The following is a 19,971-nucleotide window of genomic DNA, read 5'->3' as shown; positions in this document are numbered from 1 at the left end:
TGTAGCATGCTAGTAAAGCTTATTCACATTAGTTTTCCTCAAGTTCTTTTTCTAAAAGAGCTTCTTTGGCTAACCGACGCTTGTAAGACCAAGCTGATACAAGAATACTAATTTCAAACAATAACAATAAAGGTATGATAATGATGAAATCAGAAATGAAGTCAGGAGGCGTAATAGATACCCCTACAACAACTAATACAAAGTACGAAACTTTTCGCATCTTTCGTAGTCGATCTGGAGTAATAATCCCTAGCTTCGTAAGGAATAAAATAATTACTGGTAACTCAAAAACTATTCCAACTGGAATAATTAAATTGAACATAAATGTAAAATATTGCTGCATTCCATAGGTTTCTGTGGCACCTATAGACTCATTAATATTAGACATGAAGTCTAACATTAAAGGAAATAAAATAAAGTAGCTAAAGCTAATACCGGCCAGAAATAGGAAAAAAGAGACTGGTATAAAGTAAATCGTACCTCTTGCTTCTTTATCCAACAAACCTGGCTTAACAAATAGCCATATTTGGTGCATAGCTATGGGCAAAGTTACTAAAATGGCTAAAACTAATGCACATTTAACGTAAATTAGCAGTCCATCGGTATAGCCAAAAATGTTCCATTCTACGTGTGCAGCTGTAGGCTGTTGTTTTAGGAAATTTAATGTTTTAGGAGCCATCCAAAATCCTAAGGCAAGAGATAGGACAAAGGTTACCGCAATTACAATTAACCTTTTTCTTAACTCAGCCAAATGTTCTACAAGCGTTAGCTCTGGCTCTTGCGGAATTGCCATTATGTTTATCACCCCATCTTATTTAAACAAAGGGAAGCTGTGTTTATATTTAGTACTTAAAAAGCAATTTGTTACATGTTTGTCCTGTACCAACTACCCATTATACTCTTTCCCATGAATTTGTAAACTAGATAACTTTATATTTGTTATATAAGGGAAAAACTGATAACTCCTTATATTCTAAGGGTTTAATAAAAAAAATGAAATATTCAAAGTTGCATTTTTGTGTACTTTTTATGAAGAAATATACTAAAATAATTCTCCAATCATGATGTTGAAATTATTCTCATGACTTTTACGCACTTAAATTACTCTGACTTAAGTATTCTCGAGAAACAATTTATATAGTCGGTTAGTCTCTATCTTTTATTCATTTATATTTTATTATCGCCAGGTAAATATTTGTATAAACACTCTTGTTTTCCTGAAAAGGAAGTATATAATTCTATCTATCTCACATGAAATGGACGGAATGAAAGCATGAGAACGTATAACGAGAAGGTCAGTATTTACCATGGTATGGCTTCTACTATTGCTTTAAACTTTTCTAATAATTTTTTCCCGATTTTTGCTATTACTATTTTAGGGGCAACTAATTATCAGGTTGGCTTAATCAGTTCCCTTCCTCCGTTAATCGCTTTGCTAATGACAGTGCCAGCAGCTATTCTTTTAAACAAAGCTTACACACAAAAAAAGATTGTCGCTGGTTCCATTTTGCTTGCACGATTATGTTTCGTATTTATTGTATTAGTCAGTTATTTACCGTCCCATTCTATGCAGGCGTGGTCCTTTCTAATTATTATCGCCTTAATCAGCGTGCCCAATACGGTTGCCAATATCGGCTGGCAGACGTTCATCAGTGGGATGATTGAAGAGGAGCGAAGAGGACAATTTTTTAGTGATCGTAATAGATTACTGACATTAGTAGGACTTATAGCTACTTTATTTATCGGTATCGTAATGAGGGAGGCTTCTGCTAGTACAGGGGCATATCAAATTTTGTTTTTAGTAGCCTTATTATTTGGAATTTTAGAAGTGTATTTTATCATGAAACATAAGGAAGAACCTGTTCGGGTAGAAGAGAGTCTTCTAAAGAAGAAATCGATGGATTGGTCTATTTTTCGAGACTCCAATTACGTATCTTTTTTAGGAGCGGCACTGTTTTTTAACTTTGCCTGGCAGATGGCTTGGGGCTTGTTTAATATATATAACGTGCGAATAGCGGGGGCTACTATTTTCTGGGTTAGTATGTTTTCGGTAGGTAGTATGCTAATGCAGTTTTTTACATTTCCTTTATGGAAACGCTGGGCAGATAAATACAGCAATTTGCGGATGTTTATATGGGCAGCAATAGGTATGGCTACTACTCCTTTTCTCGTCGTGCTGTCTACCAATCTATATTACTTAACTATGATTCAAACAACGTCAGGCTTTTTTCTTTCAGGAACTGTGCTCATTTTATTTAATTTACTTTTAGAAAAGTCACCGGAACAGTCTAGAACGTATTGTATTACAACATATAATGTTTTATTGGCGTTAGTTGCGTTTGTTGCTCCTCAAGTGGGTATTATTTTATTAGAGATGGTTGGAATGGAGTCGGCAATGACAATTAATTCGTGTTTACGATTGTTAGGTGCTGGGGGATTTTTCTATGTGTATATTCGACAACGAAATAGATAAAGATGATAGAAGGAGGTCTACTTCATGAAAATTTTACTCCCTTTTCTATTAGTATTTATCATTGTTTTGTCTTTTTTCAATGCGCAAATAACTAATCCCTTTAAAGAAGACTTTCAAGGTAAACACGTAACCAATTTTCAGCAAGAGTATAAAGAGAGTCAGATAGAGATTGGTATGGTAGGAGATGTTTTATTGCACAGTCCCCTCTATGAATATTCTAGCTTCTTACCTTCCTTTCAGGAGGTAGAAAAAGAGATGCAAGGAGTAGACTTCTTGCTAGCAAATCAGGAGTCTATACCAGCAGGTACGTCATTCGGTTTGTCTGGATTCCCTAATTTCTCTAGTCCTGCTCATATCGTTAGGGATCTCAAAGCCGCTGGAGTCGATTTATTATCCTGCGCAAATAACCATACGCTAGATCAAAAGGAAGCTGGTTTATTAGCTGCTATTGAGTCAATGAAAGCAAACGAGATGCCTTATATGGGAGCCTATAAATCATTAGAAGACCAACAAACCGATAGAATATTTGAGGTAAAGGATGTAAGATTAGGTTTTTTAAATTATACTTATGGATTAAATGGCCATCGAATCCCTGAGGGTAAAGAATACTTAGTAAATATAATAGATCGTGAACAAATGAAACAAGACATTCAAGCTTTAGAGGAAAAGGTGGATGTTGTAGTAATGAGCATTCATTGGGGAGAAGAGTATGCCCTAAGGAACAATGAAACTCAAAAAGAGCTGGCGCAATGGTTGGCTGATGCGGGGGTAGACATTATTTTTGGTCACCATCCTCATGTTGTTCAGCCCTATGAAAAAATATCCACTAGCAAAGGAGATACCCATGTATTCTACTCACTAGGTAATTTTTTTAGTGCTCAACAATTTGACAGTACCAATATCGGTGGAATTGCTAGGCTACAAATCACGAAAAGAGTGGTTCAGGATAAAGTGATGATCCGTATTGAAAATCCTTCATTTATAGGGACGATTGTCTCAAAGGGAGAACCTTTTAAGGTGTCTTTGCTTGAAGAGGCTAACAGTCAAAAAAACGATTGGGTTCAGCAACATGTTTTTGGTGAATAAAAAAGAATCAAGGAGGTTGGGATGAACGAGTCAGACTATGAGCGATTATTAAGAATACAGACAGCTGGAATGAGAGAATGGCAATATCAGTCCTCCCATTATAATCGTTATGAGGCAACCCCATATAGCGCATTACAAACATTGTTTGAATTGTATGATTGGAAGGCTACTAACAGAATGGTAGATTTCGGCTGTGGAAAAGGTAGATTTCCTTTTTATGTCCATTATTTTTATAACATTTCTGTAACTGGAATAGAGATGAATGGACAGCTTTACCAGGAGTCAATGGAAAACCTCATGAAGTATATGGAAAAAGCTAAGCCAACTCGAGCTTCCATTAGATTTGAATGCTGCTTGGCCGAGGAATACAAAATAGACTCACAGGAAGACTGCTTCTATTTTTTTAATCCCTTCTCTACTCCTATATTTCAAAAGGTTGTTCATAATATTTTAGTGTCATTAGAGGAAGTGGAGCGAACAGTTGATATTATTCTCTACTACCCGACCCCGGAATATCTTCAGTTTTTGGAGGAGGCAACTGCTTTCACTCTTTGGAGAGAAATACGAATACCAGAGCTTTACGAACAAAATCACAATGAACGTTTTATGATTTATCGCTATGAAATATAAAGAAGAGGAAGAATCTGTTTTTAAGATTCTTCCTCTTTTGTGTATTAAATCTGTGGGTAGCTTCTTCAAAGATGTCTGGTAGTTTTAGATGTATCGAATTCTTAGAGACAATGCATCGCTTTTTCTGCCTCCTGCCAGGGAACCTTATATCCGGTGCCCTTTGCACAAAAGATAGAGGTGGAGGTGTATTCCGGATCTGCCTCTTTGTTATACCCAATTCTTTCTATTACTGCCTCTTGGTTATGGCATCGGTCATAGCCACCAAATAAAAGGCTGAGCGTTCCTTTTCCGTGAGTAAAGGAGGCGAAAGTAGTGCTGTAGCTCATAAAAGTAGCTACAGGAACCCTTCCCTTTATAATAACCTTATCACCAGTATTTTCTGGCGGCTCAAATGTCCCGTGAGCTTGCTGAACATCCGACAAAACTCTTCCGATTAAATCCATATCTACTTTGATTTTGTAGTCATAAAAAGGTTCCAGAAGGATATTTTGAGCCTTTTCTAATCCTTGTCGTAAGGCTCGGTAGGTTGCTTCTCTAAAATCGCCACCAGAGGTATGTTCATTATGACCTCTTCCGGTCAGTAAAGTGATTTTAACATCGATCAGTGCAGAGCCTGTAAGTATTCCATGATGATCCTTCTCTAAAAGGTGGTGCTTCACAAGATTCTGGTTACCTATAGACAAATCATTGGCATGACAAATATTATCGAAAGTCAGCCCAGATCCTCTCCCTGTAGGTTCGATCAGAAGGTGTACCTCGGCGTAATGTTTTAAGGGTTCAAAGTGCCCATAGCCTCTAACGGGTGCTTCGATTGTTTCCTTATAAAGAATTTTAGGCTCTCCAAATGTTACATTATAGTGGAAGCGCTCCTTCACAATTTGTACTAGTACCTCGAGCTGGATAACACCCATAACGTGCACATGAATCTCTTGAAAATACTCATCCCAATAAACCCGTAAGGAGGGGTCTTCAGCATCTAGTAGCCTAAAGGATCTTAGTACCTCTTTTACATGGATGGAATCGTCAAAGATTACCTTTGACTTTAAAGTGGGTATCAAATCGAAATGGGTCTTACTTTGATTAGCACCAATTGTATCTCCAATAGAAGCAGCAGTTAATCCTGTTACAGCAACTAGTTCACCGGCATTAGCTTCATCAATTGTTTTAAACTTGCTGCCGTTATATTGACGCAGCTGTGTTATTTTCTCATGCTCATTTTCAATTTTCACTTCATCCCTTACTCTCAGCTTTCCACTTAAGACCTTTAGAAAGGTTACACGATTCCCGCTCTCGTCATGCCGTATCTTATATACTTGGGCTGTAAAAGCTCGGTCGTTGTTGTAGTGTGTGTCTGTAAGCTTGTCGAGAGATTCTAAAAAATCCAACATCCCAATATCTTTTAAGGCTGAGCCATACGCACAAGGGAATACGATACATTCCTCAATCATTTGCTTGAACTTCTTTGTCCAAAGTAGTTCATCAAATCCATTTTCCATGTAAGCTTCCAAAAGAACTTCATCTCGCTCAGCGATAAATTCAATTAATTCTTCCGTATAGCTATTAGTTATGTGACAAGCATCCTCCGATAAGTTAGCAAAAATCTCCTGTAAAACAGCATCAGGATTAGTATCATCGTAATCAATTTTGTTGATAAAGAAGAAGGTAGGTATTTTATGTTTTCGAAGCAGCTGCCAAACTGTTTCTGTATGCCCTTCAATTCCATCAACGGCACTTATTATGATGATTGCGTAGTCCATGACTTGGATGGCTCGCTCCATCTCTGGAGAAAAATCTACATGACCCGGTGTATCGATAATATAATAAGTAGAATTATTATAGGAAAAAACCCCTTGGTCAGCAAAAATGGTAATACCTCTGTTTTTTTCTATGGAGTGACTATCAAGAAAGGAATCCTTATGGTCGACCCTACCTCGTTGTCTAATTGTTTTCGTATGAAAGAGTAGCTGTTCTGAAAATGTGGTCTTTCCCGCATCAACGTGTGCTAAAATTCCTATAGTTTTATGCATAATATCACCTTTTGTTTACGTCCTTTCTTGTATTATAGCAAAAGGCAGGATAAACAAAAGGTGAGTGTGTGCTATCTAGAAAGAGCCTTGGAGCCATTTGTCCTCATACGATTAACAGCTTTCCAAACCCAACCGTCATGAGGCTTAAACAGAAAGACGAGCATAAATAGAACGCCAATCATAGCCGCCATCATACCTGCAATAGAGGTGTTCCAAAGCTTTGCCAAGTAGTATCCAGATATAGCTGCTGTAATACCAAAAGTCATACTCCATATAATCATCCCGCGAACGCTCTTGCTCATTAGATAAGCAGTAGCAGCAGGTCCGATGAGCATAGCAACAACCAATACTGCCCCCACGCTATCAAAAGCAGCGACAGTCGTAAGGGAGACAAGTGTCATGTAAGAGTAATGCATCCCCATTATAGGTAACCCAATGGATAAAGCGAACACAGGATCAAAGGTAGAGAGTTTAATTTCTTTATAAAATAAAACTAGAAAAGCAATATTAAGGAATAGTACAAATAATAGCATCCAAACTGCTTTTGGCATTTCAACCCCTAAAATACTCCAAGTATCCCAAGGTACAAATGCTATTTCACCCATTAGTACATGCTCCACATCCAAATGAACGTTTCCTGCAAACAAGGTAATTAATAATACCCCTAAGGCAAAAAGTGAAGTAAATACTACCCCTATAGCCGCGTCTTCCTGCAATCCTCCTGATTGAAGCACCTGTACTAGAAAAGTGGTCAGTAGCCCTGCGAGGGCCGCACCTATTAGCATCCAAACGCCATTTAAGGATTGTGTAACCATGAAGGCAACTACAATTCCAAACAGCACTGTATGACTAATGGCATCTGCTATCATGGCAGTTTTTCTGAGAATTAGAAAGACCCCCGTTAGGCCACAAGTAATTCCGACAAGGGAGCCAGTTAAAAGAACCCAAAATTCATTCATTGCTTGTCACCTCTTGAGCTATGCGCTGTCGCTTAAATGTACGCTTTTTACGGATTTTAGAAAGCAACCCTCTTGTTGGAGCGAGAAAGTAAGATATTAAAAACAAAGCTGCGGCTACTAAAACGATTATTGGCCCAGTGGACAAGCCAGTACGTAGAGAGCTAATCATAGTGCCGAGAGCTCCCGATAAAGCCCCAAAAAAGGCACTCGTGACCAAAATTATACCAAGGTGACTGGACCAAAATCTTGCAGCAGCTGCAGGTATTATAAGCATGGCTGCCATTAAAATAACCCCTACTGCCTGAATACCGGTAACAATTGTCAAAACAGTCAATGCTGTCAACAACGTGCGTAAACGCTCCACAGGCAATCCAATCCCCTTTGCAAAGATGGGATCAAAAATCATAAGCTTCCATTCCTTGAAGAACAACAAGCACATAAGGATGATTAATATGGCGCTGCCAGATAGCCAAATAAGATCACTTTTTGCCATAGTTGCTGCCTTTCCAAAGATAAAGTCATTTAAACCACTTTGATTACCAGTGCCACTTTGGTTAACAATTGTTATTAATACAATGCCTATTCCAAAAAAGACGGATAATATTAATCCAATAGCGGCATCAGCCTTCAGCTTAGAATGATTCACAATCCATTGAATCATATATACAGAAAGTGCAGCAGTGATAGCAGCGCCTATCATGAGGATAGGCAAATCCTTTTTCTCAAAAATTAAATAAGCAAGGGCAATACCAGGAAGTGCAGCATGAGCGGCTGCATCTCCTACTAAGCTTTGCTTTTGAAGAAAAGCAAATGTACCGTTTAAACCGGCTGCTACCCCTAAAAGAATAGCTCCAGTGAGAACCCAAAGAAGATTACCGGATAACATTAATAGTCACCTCTTTCATAAGTCATTTTTTCCTGACTTAGCTTGATCCATAAAAAATAGCTTACCACCGTATGCTTCTTGTAGGTTATCTGGTGTAAAGGTAACCTCGGTAGGACCAGAAGCTATAGTTGTTTTATTTAATAACACAATCCAATCAAAATAATCAGCTGCTGTCTGTAAGTCATGATGAACGACGAACACTGATTTTCCTTGTGATTTTAACTCCTTCAAGATGGAAATGATTGTTCTTTCAGTTGCAGCGTCTACTCCAACAAATGGTTCATCCATGAAGTAAACCTCCGCTTCCTGTGCCAGAGCTCTAGCCAAAAACACACGCTGTTGTTGCCCTCCGGAAAGCTGCCCTATTGATTGTTCTGCAAATGCTTCCATTCCTACGTTTCTTAAGCAATTCAGCGCTATTTGTTTGTCTCTTAAAGAAGGTCTTCTCATCACACCGATATGTCCATATCGGCCCATTAATACTACGTCCAATGCATTTGTTGGAAAGTCCCAATCTACGGCATTACGCTGAGGAACATATCCAACAATATGATCCTTTGGATTCAGCGGACGCTCTAATATTGCAACAGATCCAGTTTTATTTGGAAGCTGATTTAGCACGGCTTTAATCAACGTAGATTTCCCTGCTCCGTTTGGTCCAATAATCCCGGTAATTAGTCCCTTCGGAATGGTTAGACTGATGTTGCTCAATACAACTTTTTCCTCGTAAGCAACAGATAAGCTCTTTACCTGTAATGCATTCATTTTGCTACCTCCTATTTTAGTGAATCAACAATCGTATTGACATTATGCTTATACATTCCGATATAAGTTCCTTCTTCTGTACCTTCAGCTCCCATTGCATCCGAGTACAGTTCTCCTCCAATTTGTATGGTGTGTCCCTTTTCCTTCGCACCTTCAATTACAGCATTCATGGCTTTGTCTGACACACTGGATTCGATAAAGACCGCTTTAATATTTTGTTCTACTAAGAAATTAACGATATTCTGTATATCCTTTAGACCGTATTCAGCATCTGTACTAAGACCTTGTAATCCTCGAACTTCCATCCCATTGCTTTCACCAAAGTAATTAAAGGCGTCATGAGCGGTAACAAGAACCCGTTGCTCTTCGGGGATTTCACTAATGCGTTCCTTCGTCCAACCATTTAGCTCATCTAGTTCCTCAAAGAACTTTCTTTCGTTTTCTGCAAACTGATCTCCATCAGTGGAAAATTCCTCCGTAAGTGATTTTGTGATTTCGTGTGTAGCCAATTTCCAAACCTCAATGTCGAACCAAATATGTGGATCAAATAATTCTGGATGAGCCTCGTCATTTAAGATTCTATCTTTCGGAACTACTTCTCCAATAGCCACTACAGATTTGTCCTTCTGCATTTTTTCAAAAATATCACTCATTTTCCCCTCAAGCGCTAGACCATTATAAAAAATAATATCTGCATCCTCTAATACTTGTAAATCGCCTTGAGTAGCCTTATAAAGATGTGGATCTACACCAGGGCCCATTAAGGATTTTACCTCCACAGAATCTCCAGCAATTATCTTTACGGCATCTGCAATTTGCCCTGTAGTTGTAACGACAAGTGGTTTTTCTTCCCCAGAACCCCCTGCGTTGTTGTTACCACACCCAACCAATAAAACAGCCACAATAAATAAAAATAAGATCTTTTTCACTTAGCACACTCCTTTTCCTTTGTAATAAAGTATTTCCTAAAGGAAACTTTTAGACCAAAAAAATATTATTTTCTTTTATGATAATAAATTTCCTTAAGGAAAGATTTGTTCAATAGGTTAACACTTCTTTTTTGAATTGTCAAAGTACTTTATGTAAAAATGAAAAAAAGGTGACTATATGTTGGTAAGAAAATCTAGGGTAGAATACGCAAGTGAAGGGCATTTTGTTTAGAAAGAATTCCATAAAAGGAGATACTCGAAAAACCTTTATTTTTTCGTATGTATTTTATACAAGTGCTATACTGTATGAACAATGATAGTAGGGAGGTAACGATATGCAATATTCAAAATCTAAAATGGAAGAGCTAGTAAAATTTAGTCCTGACTTAGCAAAGAGATTGAAGGAAGTAATGAAGGAGCATGACCTAGAAAAAAGCTTTGCTCTTAAAGCTTTGTACCATTCAGAAGTTAAAGACGGCGGAAAATATCAAAGGGATTACCAAGACCTTTAAATCAAAAAAACGAACCACATGATTAATCTCATTTGGTTCGTTTTTTATATCCTTAATTAATATCCTACTTGTATTGAAATGACTCGGGACATGCTTGATTTAGCTTTAGGCGGATGCGTTCGGCGCGGCGAGCGGTACCCGTGGCTTGTGATCCTCCACTGGAGTCTCCGCCTTCCACTCCAATAGAAGATAGCCTTTTGGTTTTATAAATAGATACAATGAATGATGATTGTTGAACGAACCAAATAAATTGAACACTGGGTTCATGGAGCTAGAATTTAGATATATTCTTTTTTTCAAAAGTTAATATTGGCAAAATCGTTTTGGAAGCGTGCGAATGCGCTTTACTTATTCCTCCAATTTCCCTGAAATTTCATTTTTAATCTGATGATGGGCATCAATGAGATTTTGAAGAAAAATATTTTTTTCGTTCATACTCCAGGTTGAACTAAGTTCAATTTCTTTTTTCATTTCTTCATAGATAGACTGCAGAGATATTGATGTACTTGCAACATAATTTGTCATTAATACTTGTTTATATTGTTCAATAAAATTCTCTTTTCTCATTTTCAAAATCCTTTCGCCTTTAACATAAAAAAGCATCCTCTTTTATAAAAAAGAAGATGCTAGTTAGTATGATTTAATGGTCAGTACGCTTGGAAACTCAATAAAATCCACGCTGAAAACAGGAGCCCAATAGCTCCAGTGATTTTATTATGTTTTTCGTACGACAGTATTTTCAAGCTATTGCTTGTACATAGCTGCATTTAACACCCCCTATCCGCGTAGGCTTGTGGTGTGTACTTGAAATAGGCAGGTCTCCTGGCTCATGTTCATCGCTCTTCTTTCCTTCCCGTAGTAACCTTACAGTGGTTTATAAAAAATCGCTCCCATTTACAGTTGCGGGACAGCGTCGGTCTTTCACCGAACTTCCCTTTTAAGTTCTCTTGCTAACAAAAGAACACCTAAATCTACACATTATTTAATTGTTCTTTCACTATAACATAAAGAAAGGTATTCATTATAGCAAATTTGGATAAGCGGCCGATGGTTTCCCTTTTTATAATCAATAGAGAGGTGAGGGAAATGATTAGAATGAAAGATTCGTATCGGCTGTATGTTCATATTTGCTTTCTATCGCAATTATTTTTTACTTATATATTTACAGTCAATCTGTTGTATCAAGTAAGCGTTGTTAAGCTGGATCCGTTGCAACTTGTTTTAGTGGGAACTGTGTTAGAGCTAACCGTATTTCTTTTTGAAATTCCAACAGGCGTCATATCTGACTTAAAAAGCCGGAAGCTGTCCATTATTATTGGTTATTTTTTGATAGGGGCGGGTTTTTTATTGGAGGGTTTGTTTCCTTATTTTATAACGGTTTTATTGGCCCAGGTGGCATGGGGGATAGGCTATACCTTTACAAGCGGATCACAGCAAGCTTGGATTGCAGATGAAATAGGAGAAGAGAAGTCCTCTTTAGCATATATAAGGGGAGCTAAGGCTGGAAATTTAGGTCAATTAATTGCCATTCCGTTAAGTATTTTAACCGGTTACTACATGATTAATCTTCCTATTATTGTGGGAGGCGTATGTATGATAGGCTTGGCTATTTTTCTTATAATTTTTATGAAAGAGAATCATTTTAAACCAATAAAAATAACTGAAAGAATTAATACATTGGAGACAATGAAAGAGAGTTTAGGGAAAATCATTCATTATTCGAAAGCAAGCTTTATCCTGCGTATGCTATTTCTAATTGCTCTGTTTATAGGTTTTTATAGCGAGGGCTTTGATCGTTTGTGGCTAACTCATCTACTGGATATGGCTAGAATAACCAGTTTGCCAAATGAACAGCTAGTGTTATTGACTGGTGGTATTCAGCTGGTGATAGTACTCGTGTCATTTGCAGTACTTCATTTTCTAAATAAAAGCACAATTTATCAGGATCTGCGAACGATATATATCGCTCTTTTTATTGGTAGCTTCAGTATAGTGGTAGCATTAATCGGCTTTGCAGTTTCGAAGTATTTCATTGGCTTGTTTATTTGCTATGTCTTAATTCAAGTGAGTCGAAAAGTAATGTACCCATTGGAGGATATTTGGTTAAATAAAATCATTCCAGATTCCTCGACTAGAGCAACGTTTTTCTCAGTCAAAGGTCAAGTGGATGCCATTGGACAAATAAGTGGTGGGCCTGTTATTGGATATATTGCTACAACCTTTACCATTAGGACTGCCATCATTGTAAGTGCCGTAATTTTAAGTCCAGTCCTGTTTTTATATCACATACTTTTAAAGAAAGCTAAGGGTCGGGAATAACAATATAAAGACCAGCAGGTATATAAATTTTAGCTACCATGAACACAAAACTATGTTCATGGTCTTTTTGTATGGAGGAAGCCTGATGGAGTATTGATAACCAGTTCTATTTAGCAAATAGAAAGGAATTCTACATATGCTTGTTTGAGCTGGATCTTCCCCGGCTAAAAGCAACCGCCTAAATCGGAAAATAAACTTGTTCTATATTTATTGTTTCTCCTTAACCGGAAGGTATATCTCCATGTAGATTTTGTCGTACTCCCAATCATGGCAGTGTTCATCATAGTATTCAAAATCATAGCTATCTTCATCTACTTCATAATGAGAGTCTGGTAGCCAGTCCTCTAAAATATATTGCCAAGTTCCCTTGATAGAGGAAACAAATTGCTCTTTTGGAACCATGGGTGTTTTAAATACCGCATATGTAGAAGCTTTGACATGAAACTTAAGAATTCCCTCTGGTATCGTTGTTCCCTCGTCAAAATTTACCGCAAATAAATACGTGAAATGATCTTCTAGCTCAGGTCCACTTAGATTAAAGCAGTACTCACCATGCTTTTTAGGGGACAGGAGATGATATAGAGTGGTCTCAATAGATTCTTCGGAAGATATTCTTTGATCCCAAAAGGCAGGAGCATCTCTTGTATAGGCTATATTCTGTAAGCGTGTTTCAAACGTTTTTCCTGCGACTGTAAAAGAAGGCATAGAAAGAATCTTAGGCTGAAGAACTATTCCTCCTGTTTTCTTTTGTAGAAGACTTTCCAAACATAGCCTTTGTGGTAATGAAATGGGACAGTGCATCTTATATAGGCTTGGGGGACTCCCGAAGCAGCGCTTAAATGATTTAGTAAAGCCGGCATGTGTTTCAAATCCATACTCATATGCTATATCAATAATCCTTTTTCCCTTTACCAAATCTACCAAAGCATATTGTAGCTTCCTTTTTTGTACATAATCCATCGGTGTATAACCAATAGTTTGATGAAAAATACGAGAAAAATGAAAGGGAGAATAACCGATAAGCTTTGATAGGGTATCAGTACTTATATCTTCCTTAATATGATCATCTATATAGTCAATTACCTTTTGTAATAGTAATAGTTGCGTCATGTAAAATACTCTCCATAAAATTTAAATTTTCAAAAAATATAATATATAATAGTCTATAATAAAAGATAGAGATTGACTAGAGGGGGATGTATAGTGGAGGAGCTTATAAGTAAGGTTCAAAAGTTGATTAAACCTTCCAAGGGAACTTGGGGAATTGTATTAGAGGATTTAAATACAGGAGATAAGTGGGAATACAATGAACAAGAGCTGTTTTACGCAGCGAGTGTGATTAAGGTACCAATAATGGTTGCAGTTTTTCGAGCGGTGGAACGTCTTGAACTATCATTATCTGATTTGATAATACTGGATAAGGATGAGTATGTGGGGGGCTCTGGAGTTCTTCAGCATTTAACTCCAGGTACTTCACTACCACTATCAGATATCATACTTCTGATGATTATTCAAAGCGACAATACAGCAACGAATCTTTTAATAGATTTAGTTGGAGTAGAAAATATTCAACAGACGATGAAAGAAGCTGGTATGGAACATAGTACATTTTATAACAAGCTTATGTTGAGTAAGCCAAATCCACATGGCACAAATCGTATTGCTGCAAAAGATGTTGGTATCTTGCTGACTAAAATGGCTCAAGGAGAGATTGTTAGTGAACAAGCAAGCAAGCAGATGATAGAAATCATGAAAAAACAACAGATGAGAGATTGTTTACCAGAGAAGCTTCCTTCTCCATACTCTAACTTTGATAATGGGATGCCTGCTTGGGAATTCGCAAATAAAGGAGGTTGGATACCGGGTACTCGACATGATGTGGGAATATTTTTTGTAGGAGATAGAAAATTAGTTGCAACCGTGCTTTCGGAGAAGGAGGATGACGTTCTCGCCAAAAGGATTCTTTCTCAAATAGGCTATGAAATATATCAGTACTTGTGTAAAGGAGAATAGAGAATAACTATTCCTTCGTGTGTATATTAATATTCCTAAAAGAAAAAGAAACTGTATAAAAGGAAAAAACTTTGACTGATTGATGGTCAAAGTTTTTTATATGTTCATTCGGATAGTTCTTTGGCTAAAGCTCTCCCTGTTTCTCTTCCTGTGAAAAGACAGCCTCCTAAAAAGGTTCCCTCCAAAGAACGATATCCATGCATTCCTCCGCCACCAAAGCCTGTGACCTCACCAGCGGCATAGAGGCCAGGAACAGGATATCCTTCTGAATTTAGGACACGACCGCCTAAATCTGTTTGGAGCCCACCTAATGTTTTACGGGTTAGAATATTCAAACGAACAGCAATCAAGGGACCATTTTTACTGTCCAATATTTTATGAGGAGCTGCTACACGAATAAGCCTGTCTCCAATGTAATGACGAGATCCTCTTAAGGCAGTGATTTGAAGATCCTTTGTAAACTTATTATCCATCTCCTGGTCACGAGCTATAATCTGCTTTTCTATATTTTCGTAATTTAACAAGCTATTGCCGGTAATTTTATTCATTCCTTCGACGAGTTCTTTTAAATTTGAAGCGACGACAAAGTCTTCTCCCTTATCCATGAAAGCTTTAACTGGAGCAGTCGGGCCAGGTAAAATACGTTTTAGCACTTGTGTGATGCTTTTTTTAGTAAGGTCAGGATTTTGCTCTGAGCCAGATAATGCAAATTCTTTTTCAATTATTTTTTCTGTGAGGATAAACCAAGAGTAATCATATCCAGTATCTTGAATGGCCTTTAATGTACCTAATGTATCGAAGCCAGGGAAGTTTGGCGCGGGAAAGCGATTGCCCTCTGCATCCAACCAAATGGATGAGGGACCAGGCAGGATACGGATTCCGTGTTCCTTCCATATTGGATTCCAATTCTTAATACCTTCAGTGTAGTGCCACATTCGATCCTTATTGACCAAACGACCACCGGCTTTTTCTGCAATTTCCATCATTCGGCCGTCTACATACTCTGGAACACCTGAAATCATGTTAAGAGGAGGGGGTCCAAGGCGTTTCGGCCAATTTTGACGAACTAGGTCATGGTTAGCTCCAATACCTCCACTTGTAACTACCACGGCTTTAGAAAAGAACTCAAACTGATCAATCACTTCTCTTGAACTGGCTTGTCCTCTTTCTACGTTACTTGCCACTAAAATAGATCCGCCTACACCAGTCACTCCATTATTATTAGTAAGTAGACTATCTACTCGATGACGTGGCTTATAAGTAACTAACCCCTCTGACATTGCTTCTCGCACACGTTTTTCAAAAGGAGAGACGATGCCGGGACCAGTGCCCCAAACAATATGGAACCGAGGAACTGAATTGCCATGCCCATCTGCTAAATATCCTCCTCGCTCTGCCCATCCGACTACCGGAAAGAATCGAACCCCTTTTTCATGCAACCAGGCTCTTTTTTCTTCATGGGCAAAACGTACATAAGCCTCTGCCCATTTTTTTGCCCAGTATTCTTCCTCATTATCGCCATCAAACCCTGCCGTTCCTAACCAGTCCTGCCAAGCAAGCTCATAGGAATCCTTAATGCCCATTCTTCTTTGCTCAGGTGAGTCTACAAGAAAGAGCCCTCCAAATGACCACCAGGCTTGTCCGCCTAGAGAGCTTTCTGGTTCTTGGTCTAATAGCAAAACCCGCTTCCCAGCATCGGTTAGTTCGGTCGTGGCAACCAGCCCAGCTAATCCTGCTCCAACCACAATTACATCAAAATTCATTCTCCTATCCCCTTTTTAAAAAATATACAAATAGTTCTGAAAATAATTAACCTAATACTATTATACTTCCTTTTTATGCTAATTAACTATCGGGTTATGATAACAGACTTTGAAAAGTGACCCATGTTATAATGGAAATATTATTGGAGGTAATACGTTGAAAAATTCAAACGAGTATCCGTCATTTATTTATACATTTGCATACAACGATGCAGAACGCTCTCTTTGTCATCTAGAGATGCGCTCTTTTTTTGGATATGATACAGAAAAGAAAATACTGAGAAGTGATATAAGGATAGATCCTAGTCGAAGCCCTTTTATGAAGGGAAGAATCGACATATTAGCAGAGGGAGATACTATAGAAGAAATTATTACTACTGCCCATCTATTTGGTAAAGAGGGGGAGACAAACAAGGTGGTCTTTCTCAAGATAAATGATAGGCAAGGAGACGATAAGATTCAAAACAATGAGCGTCTTCAAATTGAACGAGCTATTGGCTCTGAAATGATGGGGGATTTTGATCTTCATAATCCAGATCAACTGTTTGCTGTTGTTCCCTATGAAAAGCGCTGGTATTTTGGGACATATAAAAAAAGTGAGCCCATCTGGTTTAATCATATAAAAAAACCGAGAGAATATTCTACTGCACTTAGTACGAGAGTAGCGAGAGCTGTAGCTAATATTGCTGTTCCTCATCCAGCTAGTATTCGAGCAATCGATCCTTGCTGTGGTATTGGAACGGTGCTGGTAGAGGCTCGGTCTATGGGAATTGATATTGTAGGAAGAGATATTAACCCACTAGTTTGTATAGGCTCAAGAGAAAATCTAGAATACTTTGGATTAACAGGCGATGTGAAAAAGGGTGCGATTCAAGATATTGAGGAAACCTATGACGTTGCAATCATCGATTTACCATATAATCTATATACTCATGCTTCATGGGAAGAACAATTGACCATATTAACGCACGCGAAAAGAATTGCTAAGCGGGTAGTGATTGTGACGATTGAATCTATGGACGATCGATTAAAATCAATTGGACTTCATATAAAGGATCGTTGTACTACAACAAAACAACAGTTTGAGCGAGAAATTTTAGTTTGTGAGTGAAAAGTATTAGAAAGGGGAGGAAAGGATGCAAGAGCTCTCTCTAGGTGGACTTTTAGATGTAGTTGGTCAATTATTTTCTGATGAGATATCGATAGCCGTCTCGGATAAAGAAAAATACATATACTATAGACCAAGCACACGCATAGACTTAAAGATAAAACCAGGTGACCCTATAAAAGAAGGAACACTAGCGTATAAAGCGTTGCATAGTAACCAAAAGGTCTCTGAGTTTATCAATCGAGAAATGTTTGGCGTTCCTTATCATGGAATGGCTGTACCCTTGCAGCATAATGGTGAGGTGGAGGGAACTGTATTAGCCATCTATCCTGCTTTAACTGATGGGAAATCCGTTATCACCATCAAAACGCTAGATGGTTGGATGCCTGTCCCTTTTTCAGATGTTATCTATTTGGAAGCAAGAGATCGAAAGACACATATCGTGACGAAAGATTTTACTGGCACCCATGCAGGTTCTTTACAGGACTTTGAATACAGACTGCCAAGAGAGTCCTTTATTCGCTGCCACCGCTCTTTTATCGTCAATGTTCATCAGATTAAAGAAATATACCCAGATACTCATTCAACCTTTGTATTAGCTATGCATACGGGAGAGAAGGTATCTGTCAGTCAATCCTACTCTAGCTATTTTAGGAAATTATTAGGATTTTAAATTACAAAGCTTGGATAAGGGGATAATCTCTTTTTATTCAAGCTTTTTTTATTTGTTCCTTTTTCTGAGACGGTCAAATATGAATTTTTAAAAAATTTTTCTCTGTTTTAGTCATTGTTTTTTCTGTTTTATCCGCTTTAAAAGTGTCTTCGACTGTTTTTATCAAATTTGTGACGATACACGATAAAATAATTAGACAAGGCAACGAACGAGGGGGATGTGTCTGTATGTTAAAAAATCTTAATCGTGTAAAAAATTCAAAACTACACGACTTAATAGTAAGCGCAGAAGAAGCTGCTTCCTGGATCCAAGATGGAATGACATTGGGTTTAAGTGGATTTACACGTGCGGGTGATGCGAAGGCGGTTCCATTAGCATTAGTAGAGAGAGCGAAAAAAGAAACATTTAAAGTGAATATTTTTACGGGGGCTTCTGTAGGTTCTGATATAGATAAGCTTCTATCAGAAGCAGGAATCATCAACAAACGTTTACCATTCCAGGCGGATGCAACTATGAGAAAGCACATTAATGCAGGTGATCATCTATTTGTTGATCAGCACTTGTCTCATACATCCGAATTAATTCGTAATGGGGTTTTACCTACAGTCGACTTCGCTATTGTGGAAGCGGTTTCAATTACTGAGGATGGGATGATTATACCAACGACTTCAGTAGGTAATTCTGCGACCTTCGTTACCCATGCAAATAATATTGTTATTGAAATAAACGTAGCACAACTAGAAGAATTTGAAGGCTTACATGATGTTTACGAACCGGCACCACAAGGAGAGAATAGAAAGCCAATTCCTGTAAGCTCTGTAGGTGAACGTATTGGAACAATCGGTATTCCTTTTGATGCTTCTAAGGTTAAGGGGATAGTTTTTACTAAGTATACGGACTCTCCGTCTACAATTGTTCCTCCTGATGAGGAAACAAAGGAAATGGCAGACCATTTACTAGCTTTCCTTCGTGAGGAAGTAAAAGCTGGAAGATTAACAGAAAAGCTAGCGCCTATTCAAGCAGGTATAGGCTCGGTAGCAAATGCGGTGTTACATGGAATGATTGATTCGGAGTTTAAGAACCTTGAAGTATACTCAGAAGTATTACAAGACTCTGTTTTTGATTTGATAGATGCGGGTAAGGTAGATTTTGCTTCTGGGTGCTCGATTACTCTATCAGATGAAAAGATGGAACAGGTATTTGGCAACTTCGATCAGTATCGTGACAAGCTAGTACTAAGACCACAGGAGATCACGAATCATCCTGAAGTAATTCGTCGTCTTGGTCTAATCTCGATTAATACAGCATTAGAGTTTGATATATATGGAAATGTTAACTCCACTCACGTTTGCGGAACAAAAATGATGAATGGTATTGGTGGTTCTGGAGATTTTGCACGAAACGCCAAGGTAGCTATTTTTGTAACAAAGTCTATTGCTAAAGGCGGTAATGTCTCTAGTATCGTTCCATTTGTTTCACATGTGGATCACACGGAGCATGATGTAGATGTAGTAGTGACAGAACAAGGCTATGCAGACCTACGTGGTTTAGCACCTCGTGAGCGAGCGTCATTAATCATTAATAATTGTGTGCACCCGATGTACAGAGATCAGCTAAGTAGTTATTTTGTGGAGGCGCTTTCTAGAGGCGGACAAACTCCACATGTATTGGAGAAGGCATTCTCTTTCCATACAAAGTTTGCAGAAACAGGAACTATGTTAGACAAAGAAGAATCATTAGCATAAGAGAGAACCCGTATCCTATTGTTGGATACGGGTTTTAAATTTAAAGACAATGAGTGGTTATTTGTATCCATCCCATAAACATA

Annotated in this window: 18 protein-coding genes and 1 riboswitch; of the genes, 9 read left to right on the top strand and 9 right to left on the bottom strand. The window is 38.0% G+C overall.

What is annotated here, in order from left to right; all coding sequences use genetic code 11:
• Window positions 1–28 precede the first annotated feature (28 nt).
• Entirely contained in the window at window positions 29–793 is a 765-nt protein-coding gene (tatC, locus tag MKY94_RS20835; protein WP_144540129.1) for a twin-arginine translocase subunit TatC, read from the bottom strand.
• Window positions 794–1,273: 480 nt separating this feature from the next.
• Here tatC and MKY94_RS20830 point away from each other — a divergent pair, with 480 nt between their 5' ends.
• From MKY94_RS20830 to MKY94_RS20820, 3 genes are read left to right on the top strand one after another with little or no spacing between them, the layout of a single operon-like run.
• Window positions 1,274–2,473, top strand: a complete 1,200-nt coding sequence (locus MKY94_RS20830; protein WP_144540127.1) for an MFS transporter — start codon at window positions 1,274–1,276, stop codon at window positions 2,471–2,473.
• Between the two features lie 24 nt (window positions 2,474–2,497).
• On the top strand, window positions 2,498–3,559 hold the full coding sequence (locus MKY94_RS20825; protein ID WP_144540125.1) for a CapA family protein: 1,062 nt from the start codon (window positions 2,498–2,500) through the stop codon (window positions 3,557–3,559).
• Between the two features lie 21 nt (window positions 3,560–3,580).
• The gene (locus MKY94_RS20820; protein ID WP_144540123.1) at window positions 3,581–4,189 is read left to right on the top strand and encodes a methyltransferase; all 609 of its coding nucleotides are present in this window, start codon (window positions 3,581–3,583) and stop codon (window positions 4,187–4,189) included.
• A 101-nt stretch (window positions 4,190–4,290) separates the two neighbouring features.
• Here the strand turns inward: MKY94_RS20820 and MKY94_RS20815 are convergent, their stop codons facing one another.
• The 5 genes from MKY94_RS20815 to MKY94_RS20795 all read right to left on the bottom strand — a co-directional run bounded on the left by MKY94_RS20815 (window position 4,291) and on the right by MKY94_RS20795 (window position 9,755).
• Window positions 4,291–6,216 carry a translation factor GTPase family protein gene (locus tag MKY94_RS20815; protein WP_342577770.1) on the bottom strand — a complete coding sequence of 642 codons (1,926 nt, stop codon included), beginning with the start codon at window positions 6,214–6,216 and terminating at the stop codon, window positions 4,291–4,293.
• A 71-nt stretch (window positions 6,217–6,287) separates the two neighbouring features.
• On the bottom strand, window positions 6,288–7,175 hold the full coding sequence (locus MKY94_RS20810; RefSeq protein ID WP_342577769.1) for a metal ABC transporter permease: 888 nt from the start codon (window positions 7,173–7,175) through the stop codon (window positions 6,288–6,290).
• Window positions 7,168–8,061 carry a metal ABC transporter permease gene (locus MKY94_RS20805; protein ID WP_340845116.1) on the bottom strand — a complete coding sequence of 298 codons (894 nt, stop codon included), beginning with the start codon at window positions 8,059–8,061 and terminating at the stop codon, window positions 7,168–7,170. Before MKY94_RS20805 ends, MKY94_RS20810 begins: the two co-directional genes overlap by 8 nt.
• Before the next feature lie 15 nt (window positions 8,062–8,076).
• Complete coding sequence (locus MKY94_RS20800) at window positions 8,077–8,826, bottom strand: metal ABC transporter ATP-binding protein (protein ID WP_144540116.1); 750 nt, start codon at window positions 8,824–8,826, stop codon at window positions 8,077–8,079.
• Window positions 8,827–8,837: 11 nt separating this feature from the next.
• On the bottom strand, window positions 8,838–9,755 hold the full coding sequence (locus tag MKY94_RS20795; protein ID WP_144540115.1) for a zinc ABC transporter substrate-binding protein: 918 nt from the start codon (window positions 9,753–9,755) through the stop codon (window positions 8,838–8,840).
• 335 nt (window positions 9,756–10,090) lie between these two features.
• Here MKY94_RS20795 and MKY94_RS20790 point away from each other — a divergent pair, with 335 nt between their 5' ends.
• On the top strand, window positions 10,091–10,267 hold the full coding sequence (locus tag MKY94_RS20790; RefSeq protein ID WP_169361273.1) for a hypothetical protein: 177 nt from the start codon (window positions 10,091–10,093) through the stop codon (window positions 10,265–10,267).
• A 348-nt stretch (window positions 10,268–10,615) separates the two neighbouring features.
• Here the strand turns inward: MKY94_RS20790 and MKY94_RS20785 are convergent, their stop codons facing one another.
• Window positions 10,616–10,834 (bottom strand): hypothetical protein, encoded by a 219-nt coding sequence (locus MKY94_RS20785; protein ID WP_191697364.1) that lies wholly within the window; start codon window positions 10,832–10,834, stop codon window positions 10,616–10,618.
• A gap of 227 nt (window positions 10,835–11,061) precedes the next feature.
• Window positions 11,062–11,251, bottom strand: a riboswitch (cobalamin riboswitch).
• A 102-nt stretch (window positions 11,252–11,353) separates the two neighbouring features.
• Between MKY94_RS20785 and MKY94_RS20780 the strand changes: the two genes are divergently transcribed.
• Window positions 11,354–12,586, top strand: a complete 1,233-nt coding sequence (locus tag MKY94_RS20780) for an MFS transporter (protein WP_342577768.1) — start codon at window positions 11,354–11,356, stop codon at window positions 12,584–12,586.
• Window positions 12,587–12,793: 207 nt separating this feature from the next.
• Here MKY94_RS20780 and MKY94_RS20775 read toward each other — a convergent pair whose 3' ends face one another.
• Window positions 12,794–13,696, bottom strand: coding sequence for an AraC family transcriptional regulator (locus MKY94_RS20775; protein ID WP_191697365.1), 903 nt, complete (start codon window positions 13,694–13,696; stop codon window positions 12,794–12,796).
• A gap of 93 nt (window positions 13,697–13,789) precedes the next feature.
• Here MKY94_RS20775 and MKY94_RS20770 point away from each other — a divergent pair, with 93 nt between their 5' ends.
• Complete coding sequence (locus tag MKY94_RS20770; protein WP_342577767.1) at window positions 13,790–14,599, top strand: serine hydrolase; 810 nt, start codon at window positions 13,790–13,792, stop codon at window positions 14,597–14,599.
• Window positions 14,600–14,703: 104 nt separating this feature from the next.
• Here MKY94_RS20770 and MKY94_RS20765 read toward each other — a convergent pair whose 3' ends face one another.
• A complete protein-coding gene (locus MKY94_RS20765) occupies window positions 14,704–16,362 on the bottom strand; it encodes an FAD-binding dehydrogenase (protein WP_342577766.1) in 1,659 nt (552 codons plus the stop codon).
• 157 nt (window positions 16,363–16,519) lie between these two features.
• On the opposite strand from MKY94_RS20765, the gene MKY94_RS20760 reads away from it, so the two are divergent.
• From MKY94_RS20760 to MKY94_RS20750, 3 genes are all read left to right on the top strand, one after another.
• Entirely contained in the window at window positions 16,520–17,473 is a 954-nt protein-coding gene (locus tag MKY94_RS20760; RefSeq protein WP_151111984.1) for an RNA methyltransferase, read from the top strand.
• Between the two features lie 25 nt (window positions 17,474–17,498).
• On the top strand, window positions 17,499–18,143 hold the full coding sequence (locus MKY94_RS20755; protein WP_144540100.1) for a LytTR family DNA-binding domain-containing protein: 645 nt from the start codon (window positions 17,499–17,501) through the stop codon (window positions 18,141–18,143).
• A gap of 227 nt (window positions 18,144–18,370) precedes the next feature.
• A complete protein-coding gene (locus MKY94_RS20750) occupies window positions 18,371–19,888 on the top strand; it encodes an acetyl-CoA hydrolase/transferase family protein (protein ID WP_342577765.1) in 1,518 nt (505 codons plus the stop codon).
• Window positions 19,889–19,971: the final 83 nt, after the last annotated feature.

Origin of the sequence: Psychrobacillus sp. FSL K6-2843 (genome assembly GCF_038626375.1) — a bacterium.
Taxonomy (GTDB): Bacteria; Bacillota; Bacilli; order Bacillales_A; family Planococcaceae; genus Psychrobacillus; species Psychrobacillus faecigallinarum.
Note: the sequence above shows the minus strand (reverse complement) of the source record. Positions and strands in the feature narration are given on the sequence as shown.

Bases quoted from the DNA above. Each gene is read 5' to 3' on its own strand.
- tatC (WP_144540129.1), bottom strand. From the start codon at position 793: ATGGCAATTCCGCAAGAGCCAGAGCTAACGCTTGTAGAACATTTGGCT.
- MKY94_RS20830 (WP_144540127.1), top strand. From the start codon at position 1,274: ATGAGAACGTATAACGAGAAGGTCAGTATTTACCATGGTATGGCTTCT.
- MKY94_RS20825 (WP_144540125.1), top strand. From the start codon at position 2,498: ATGAAAATTTTACTCCCTTTTCTATTAGTATTTATCATTGTTTTGTCT.
- MKY94_RS20820 (WP_144540123.1), top strand. From the start codon at position 3,581: ATGAACGAGTCAGACTATGAGCGATTATTAAGAATACAGACAGCTGGA.
- MKY94_RS20815 (WP_342577770.1), bottom strand. From the start codon at position 6,216: ATGCATAAAACTATAGGAATTTTAGCACACGTTGATGCGGGAAAGACC.
- MKY94_RS20810 (WP_342577769.1), bottom strand. From the start codon at position 7,175: ATGAATGAATTTTGGGTTCTTTTAACTGGCTCCCTTGTCGGAATTACT.
- MKY94_RS20805 (WP_340845116.1), bottom strand. From the start codon at position 8,061: ATGTTATCCGGTAATCTTCTTTGGGTTCTCACTGGAGCTATTCTTTTA.
- MKY94_RS20800 (WP_144540116.1), bottom strand. From the start codon at position 8,826: ATGAATGCATTACAGGTAAAGAGCTTATCTGTTGCTTACGAGGAAAAA.
- MKY94_RS20790 (WP_169361273.1), top strand. From the start codon at position 10,091: ATGCAATATTCAAAATCTAAAATGGAAGAGCTAGTAAAATTTAGTCCT.
- MKY94_RS20785 (WP_191697364.1), bottom strand. From the start codon at position 10,834: ATGAGAAAAGAGAATTTTATTGAACAATATAAACAAGTATTAATGACA.
- MKY94_RS20780 (WP_342577768.1), top strand. From the start codon at position 11,354: ATGATTAGAATGAAAGATTCGTATCGGCTGTATGTTCATATTTGCTTT.
- MKY94_RS20775 (WP_191697365.1), bottom strand. From the start codon at position 13,696: ATGACGCAACTATTACTATTACAAAAGGTAATTGACTATATAGATGAT.
- MKY94_RS20765 (WP_342577766.1), bottom strand. From the start codon at position 16,362: ATGAATTTTGATGTAATTGTGGTTGGAGCAGGATTAGCTGGGCTGGTT.
- MKY94_RS20755 (WP_144540100.1), top strand. From the start codon at position 17,499: ATGCAAGAGCTCTCTCTAGGTGGACTTTTAGATGTAGTTGGTCAATTA.
- MKY94_RS20750 (WP_342577765.1), top strand. From the start codon at position 18,371: ATGTTAAAAAATCTTAATCGTGTAAAAAATTCAAAACTACACGACTTA.